The organism is Roseibium sp. RKSG952 (assembly GCF_009711355.1).
In genome coordinates this window covers 1-6,025 of the sequence record NZ_SMMF01000732.1, presented here as the reverse complement: position 1 = coordinate 6,025, position 6,025 = coordinate 1, and the positions used below count along the sequence as shown (strand labels likewise).

The following is a 6,025-nucleotide window of genomic DNA, read 5'->3' as shown; positions in this document are numbered from 1 at the left end:
TATTCGGGTTTTGGAGTGAGAGCGGTATACATCAAAAAAATTGCGACAGGGCCCATTCTGCGTTCGGCTCCAGCGGTCTGCGGGGCTCTCACCGGAAAGCAGGCGCCCGGTTGCAAGCCAGTGGGCGCAGTCCGGGCTGAGTTCCCTTTTTGCCCTTGCTTCGTATTCAGACACGTCATCGGCGGACAGCAGGTCTTTCCACCGTCCATTGGTGCCTTTGTTGATGAAAGTTTTGCCTCCTCCATGCCAGAGTTTGCCACCATATGGTGCGACCAGATCCGCGTTTTTTTTCATCCAGGAAAATCCGGAATGTTCGACAGCTTTGGAGATGACGGCTTCAGATTTATTCAATTCCAGGAAGCTGGAAATCTGATGTACCGATTTTTCAAGATCTTCCTTGAGATTGTTGTAATGCAGAAACATCACATTCGGTCTGTTTCGAACATTCCACCATGATCGTATATTCGCCCAGAATGGCCAGAAGGGATAGCCGTCACTTGCCATCCATTCCCGGAAAAAAATCACCGGATCCCGCTCCTCAGTAGCTGGTCGTGCTTTGGGTTGATGCCACGATTTTTCAATCGTTGAGTTTCCGATCAGTGAATTTTGGTTATTTCGTTTGGAGGCAATGTTGAACATGCTCCAGGCCACGTCTCTCCCGTCCCGTGCAATATAGATATATTTCATCCTGTCTGAGAAGCTCACGGCTTCGACGCGCGCATGTGTCTTAATGAAACGCCGGTGTTTTTGCGCTGCCAGAATATCAAGCTGTTCATCAAGCGGAAGATGTCTTCCACCCAGCATAACTGCCTTGTCTTGAAGGGCGATGGTCGGATCACCGTCAAAGATCAACTGACAGACGATCTGCTGGAGCCATGTGGTGCCGGACTTTCCGTGGCTGGCAATGACAATATCGTCGTCACGATAATCCAGCCGACTCCAAGCATGGGCGAGTCCACTTTCCCGTGTTTGAAAATCAAATTTTTCTGATTGACTGTCCGGGCGGTTTTCACTGCCGGGGATTTCCTCGGTCATGACAAATCCTTAATTTAAAAATTAATCTCTTCGTCTCTTCATGTCTGGATTAATTTTTTATTTTCAACAGGTGCAGTATTTTATTAGTTTTATCTGATAAAATATTACATTATTATTTATTTCAAATAAAATATTAATTAATATTTTTATAAAATTGTGCACTGAAGGGTTCGAGTCTCCAATTTATAAACTTGTTTGCAGGATTGATGCAACGATATGAGCTTCAGCTAAAATCTGTTCGAACTTGTCTGTTGTGATTGATGTTCACGAATTTTGTTAATTAGATCAGGAGTTCTTCAATGTGGACGCAACTTCAGAGAGGTTTCGACTTGCATGAAGAGCCGCCTTCAAATCTTGCGGACATGCTTGAACGAGCTGTGCCTGAGAATGCAGGGTGCAGATTCATTTTTGAAAGCGATGCCGGTACGGTTCGGAAGAGCTACGCCGATGTTTTCGAAGAGGCCCGTTGTCTTCGGAACCAATTGCACGCAGCCGGGCTGAACCGGGACAGGGTTGTTGTCGCGGTTCTGGACAGGGCGGAGGATTTCATTCCGCTTGCGTGGGCATGCCTGTCGGCCGGTATTCCCTTGTGTCCGGTAACTCCGAACAGTGCCGACAGATCCGGATGGGATCGGTTGGTCCGTTATCTTACCGATCTTTTCAATCATCCTGCAATCATGACACGCCGACAGTTGAACCGGATATTCGATCATCAAGAAGAGTTGCTAATCTTGGAGGATTTGCGGAGTTCTTCAGCTCCGTCTGATCTTACACTCAGCAGCCCGGTCAGGCGGGATGCCACGGCAATGCTCAGCCTGACCTCAGGGTCAACAGGATTGCCAAAGGCGGTGGTCCTTACGCATGGTATGATCCTGACTTCGCTTGCAGCATGCTTCCGGGAAAACGCTCTTAGTACGGGCGGAACCTATTTGAACTGGCTGTTGTTTGACCACATCGGAGCCTTCATGAACGGGCTGTTGCGGCCGGCCTATTCCGGGAGTAGCGTCGTCAATGTTCCGGCCGCGTCCGTTTTGTCAGACCCTGCTGCTTTCTGGCGCCTTGCAAGCGACTTCGGCGTATCGACATCATTTGTTCCGAATTTCATCCTGGCCCGAACTGTCGTTGATGCGGAAAAGCCCGACTTCGGGGAGCGTATGAACGGCGTTGACTTGAGCGCGATGCAGCATCTGACAGCTAGTGGTGAAGCGATTGTAAGCGATACGGTTCGAAAGACCCATGAGGTCCTTGCGCCCTATGGCTTGGCTGGCGACGCAATTTGGCCCTCATTCGGGATGACAGAGACTTGTACCGGTTGCATTTACAACAGGCACTTTTCCTCTGAAGGACAGTCAGAATTCGCGTCGGTAGGGTGGCCGATTGAAGATATGGAGCTTCGGATCGCTTGCGATCCAGATGAGAGCGACATCGGTGAACTTCAGTTACGGGGGCCGATGGTGTTCGGGGAGTATTACCGCAACCCCGAAGCCACACGGGAGGCGTTTACCGATGATGGCTGGTTCAGAACCGGCGATCTGGGTACCTACAGCGACAGCGAAGGGCTTCTGCTTGTCGGCAGAGCCAAGGACACGGTTATTGTAAACGGCAATAACTTCTCCTTGAAAGAGTTGGAAACGGCACTGGAAAAACTTGACGGGATCAAGCCTGGAACAGTCGCCGCATTTCCAACACGTAAAAGAGGGGGCGCGACGGAAGATCTTGTGGTCTTCTTCCACCCGTTAAACGGCAGGGATGGCATGTTCTCTCTGGCTCATACCGTTTCGTCGATCCAAAAGTTGACTGTTCTCAAGTGGGGGGTCCGGCCTGCACTCGCGTTGCCAGTGCCGGAACGTGTTCTGGTGCGATCAAGTCTTGGCAAGATCAAGCGTACGGACCTGCGCCGGAGACTGGAGGCCGGGGAGTTTTCTGCGCTCGTCCAAGAGGCATCTTCGATCACTCAACAATTGCTCGGCGAGGTTATCGCACCGCGCACCTCGACCGAAGAGGGTGTTTTGAAAATTATGTCCGAAGCGATCGGGCTCACTGAAGAAAGAATCGGCGTCCGGCGCAGTTTTTTCGACCTTGGTGGCACGTCTATCGAGTTCTTCCGTCTGCAGGCTCTGCTCAGGGAAAAGTTCACTGAAGCATCGGGCATTGGCCTTATCGATTTGATGCAAGAGCCGACTGCGGAGGCGATTGCCAAGCTAATCGAAGGGGGGACGGTAGGCAAGCGGCCCTACAACCCTCTGGTGCTTCTGCAGGGAAAGGGAGCGGGGCGTCCTGTTTTCTGCATTCATGACGGCATGGGAGACGTCATGGTCTTTTTGAACCTCTCCCAGTTTTTCTCCGGCGAGCGCCCTTTTTACGGAATACGTGCAAGGGGAATCGAGGAGGAGGAAGAACCCTTTGAGACTTTTGAAGAGCTGGTGATGGTGTATGCGGATGCCATTCGCCGGAAACAGGAAATCGGTCCCTATATCATAGCCGGATATTCCCTTGGTGCTCTGATCGCCTTTCTCGTCGGACAACGCCTTGAGGAGCTCGGGGAAGAGGTTGCGGTCATCGGCATCGCGGGTATTGTCGGGGCCGGGCATGAAGAGCCGCCGGATCTCGTTGACACTGCGGTTAAGTCTGCGTTTTTTCTGGGACTTTGTCGTGAAGACCAGATCACGGACATGGATGCGTTTTTACGTCTGAACCCTGATATCGATCCGATCGAGCATACGTTCCGGCATGCTTCACTCAAGCGACTTGAAGAGATTGGTCTTTGCAAGGATCACTTCGAAAGGATGGTTCGGGTGAGTTGCGCCCTGAAGTATTGCCAGATAAGGCACGCTGTCTCCGGGTCCGTTGGTCGAATGAGTGTTCTTTGCCCTGATACAGACTGGATCGAAAGTGAAGAAGTCATGGAGAGAGAATTTAGGCATTGTCAAAAGTATTCTCGATATCCTTTGAAATTCATAAAGGTTCCCGGTTCGCATAACTCCGTCATGAACGCTGAAAATATCAGTATATTTCAGGAGAAATTCAGAGAATATATTTATGATGTGAATTTTTAATGCTCTCAAATAATTTAAGCATAAAATATTTATTATATTTAATTTTATTATTTATATTTATATAATACTTATTAAATGAGTATTTTTCGAATTTTAAATATTAGGTGAAGCTCAGGCGAATTTGAAGCTATTTGGAAACCTCCATGAGAAAGGGTGTCGAAATGCTTGACTATGTTGTAATTGGTGCTGGCCCGGCTGGTGTGCAGCTTGCGTTTTTCATGGAAAAAGCCGGCAGGGACTATCTGGTGCTGGAACGTGGTCGGCAGGCCGGAACATTCTTTCAGACCTTTCCCCGTTCGCGGCAATTGATCTCCTACAACCGCCCGCCGGTGCCGTCCGATGATGCGGAAATCCAAATGCGGTTCGACTGGAATTCGCTTTTGACGGACGGCGATCCGGATGCGCCGAAATTCCGCAACTTCGATAAGGATTTCCTTCCCAAAGCTGACAATCTCGTGACTTATCTTGATGAGTTCACGAAGCAGTTTGATCTCAACATCAACTATGAAACAAGTGTTGTGAATGTCGCGAAATCGGATGACGTGTTTACAATCACCGACCAGAACGGAGCGACATACCAGACCCGAAACCTGATCATTGCGACAGGTGGTGTTCCCTATATTCCGGATATCAAGGGGATCGATCTTGCAACCGATGACTATTCGACAGTTTCGATGAACCCCGCAGATTATGAGGGGCAACGTGTGTTGATCATCGGCAAGGGTAATTCGGCATTCGAAGTCCTGAATGTCATTCAGAACCGGGCGATGATTTCAATCTTGATGAGCCCGACATCCCTGCGCCTCGCTTGGCAGACAAAGCACAGCGGGCATGCACGGTCCACGTTGATTGGCCCGCTGGATGCCTATCAGTTGAAAGCCATCAACTGTGTGATCCTTGACGCGGACATAAACGAAATCAGGCATAACGGATCGGAGCTTGAAGTCGATATCACGTATTCCCATGCGGAAGGTGACACCCAGACCGATTATTATGACAGGATCATCACCTGCACCGGTTTCAAGATCGACACGTCGATCTTTGATGATGACACCAAACCTGATTTGATCATTGATGATCGGTTCCCCGCTTTGACGAACACGTGGGAATCCGAGAATGTCGAAAATCTCTATTTCGCCGGGACCCTGACGCAGGGGATCGATTTTCAGAAGGCGGCAAGCACCTTCATTGGGGGGTTCAGGCATAACGCCCAGGCCTTGTTCAATGTTCTGGAGGAAAAGAACCATGACGTCGCAATGCCTCGGGAGAATCTTTCGGGAAACCCGGACGACATGGCAAGGCATATCGCCAAGAGACTGACGATGAGTTCGGCTCTCTTCTTCCAGTTTGACTTCCTTGCGGATGTTCTTGTCTATGAGAATGGCAAGTTTGAATATTACAGTGGCGTGATGATGGATTATGCGAAGGAGCGTTTTGCGAATTCGGAGTTGGTCATAATCATTTCCTTTCTTTGGGGGCAGCCCGACAACAACAATGTTTTGTCGTTCCAACGGCGCCCGACCAGAGAGGAGGCAGATGCCAGCGTTTTCGTGCATCCGATTTTAAGAGCCTACAGCTCAGGCGAGAAACAGGATGAGCAACATATTCTCGAAGACATCTACGGCTGTTACGTACCTGGATCCTTTGACCGGTTCTTTACAAAAAGCCATGGAGAAAAGCGACTGGGCGAATGGCATAACTATAATCAGGTAGATGTTATTCAGGAATTCGTCGAAAAGCGGATTGCGGCCTTGAGAAAAGACAGGGCAGCTTGAGCAGCTTACACTTTGTTGCACTTCGCGCTTGAAATCACCGGACAAATCGCGAAGCCCACTTATCACCGGGGCCATTCCCCCTGTACACGTCACAGTTTAGGATTGTGTCTGGCTATGTGAGTTGAATTATGCTTTCAGTTTGGATTCTTCGGTTAGCAA

3 protein-coding genes are annotated in these 6,025 nt (G+C 49.6%); 2 read left to right on the top strand and 1 reads right to left on the bottom strand.

The window, feature by feature from the left end:
• Positions 1-1,035 (bottom strand): sulfotransferase domain-containing protein (locus E1297_RS05005; RefSeq protein WP_155134709.1); only part of this gene is annotated, 1,035 nt, incomplete at its 3' end.
• Positions 1,036-1,334: 299 nt separating this feature from the next.
• Between E1297_RS05005 and E1297_RS05000 the strand changes: the two genes are divergently transcribed.
• Together E1297_RS05000 and E1297_RS04995 are read left to right on the top strand one after the other, a co-directional pair.
• Positions 1,335-4,091 carry an AMP-binding protein gene (locus E1297_RS05000; RefSeq protein ID WP_155134706.1) on the top strand — a complete coding sequence of 919 codons (2,757 nt, stop codon included), beginning with the start codon at positions 1,335-1,337 and terminating at the stop codon, positions 4,089-4,091.
• Between the two features lie 143 nt (positions 4,092-4,234).
• Entirely contained in the window at positions 4,235-5,866 is a 1,632-nt protein-coding gene (locus tag E1297_RS04995; RefSeq protein ID WP_155134703.1) for an NAD(P)-binding domain-containing protein, read from the top strand.
• Positions 5,867-6,025: the final 159 nt, after the last annotated feature.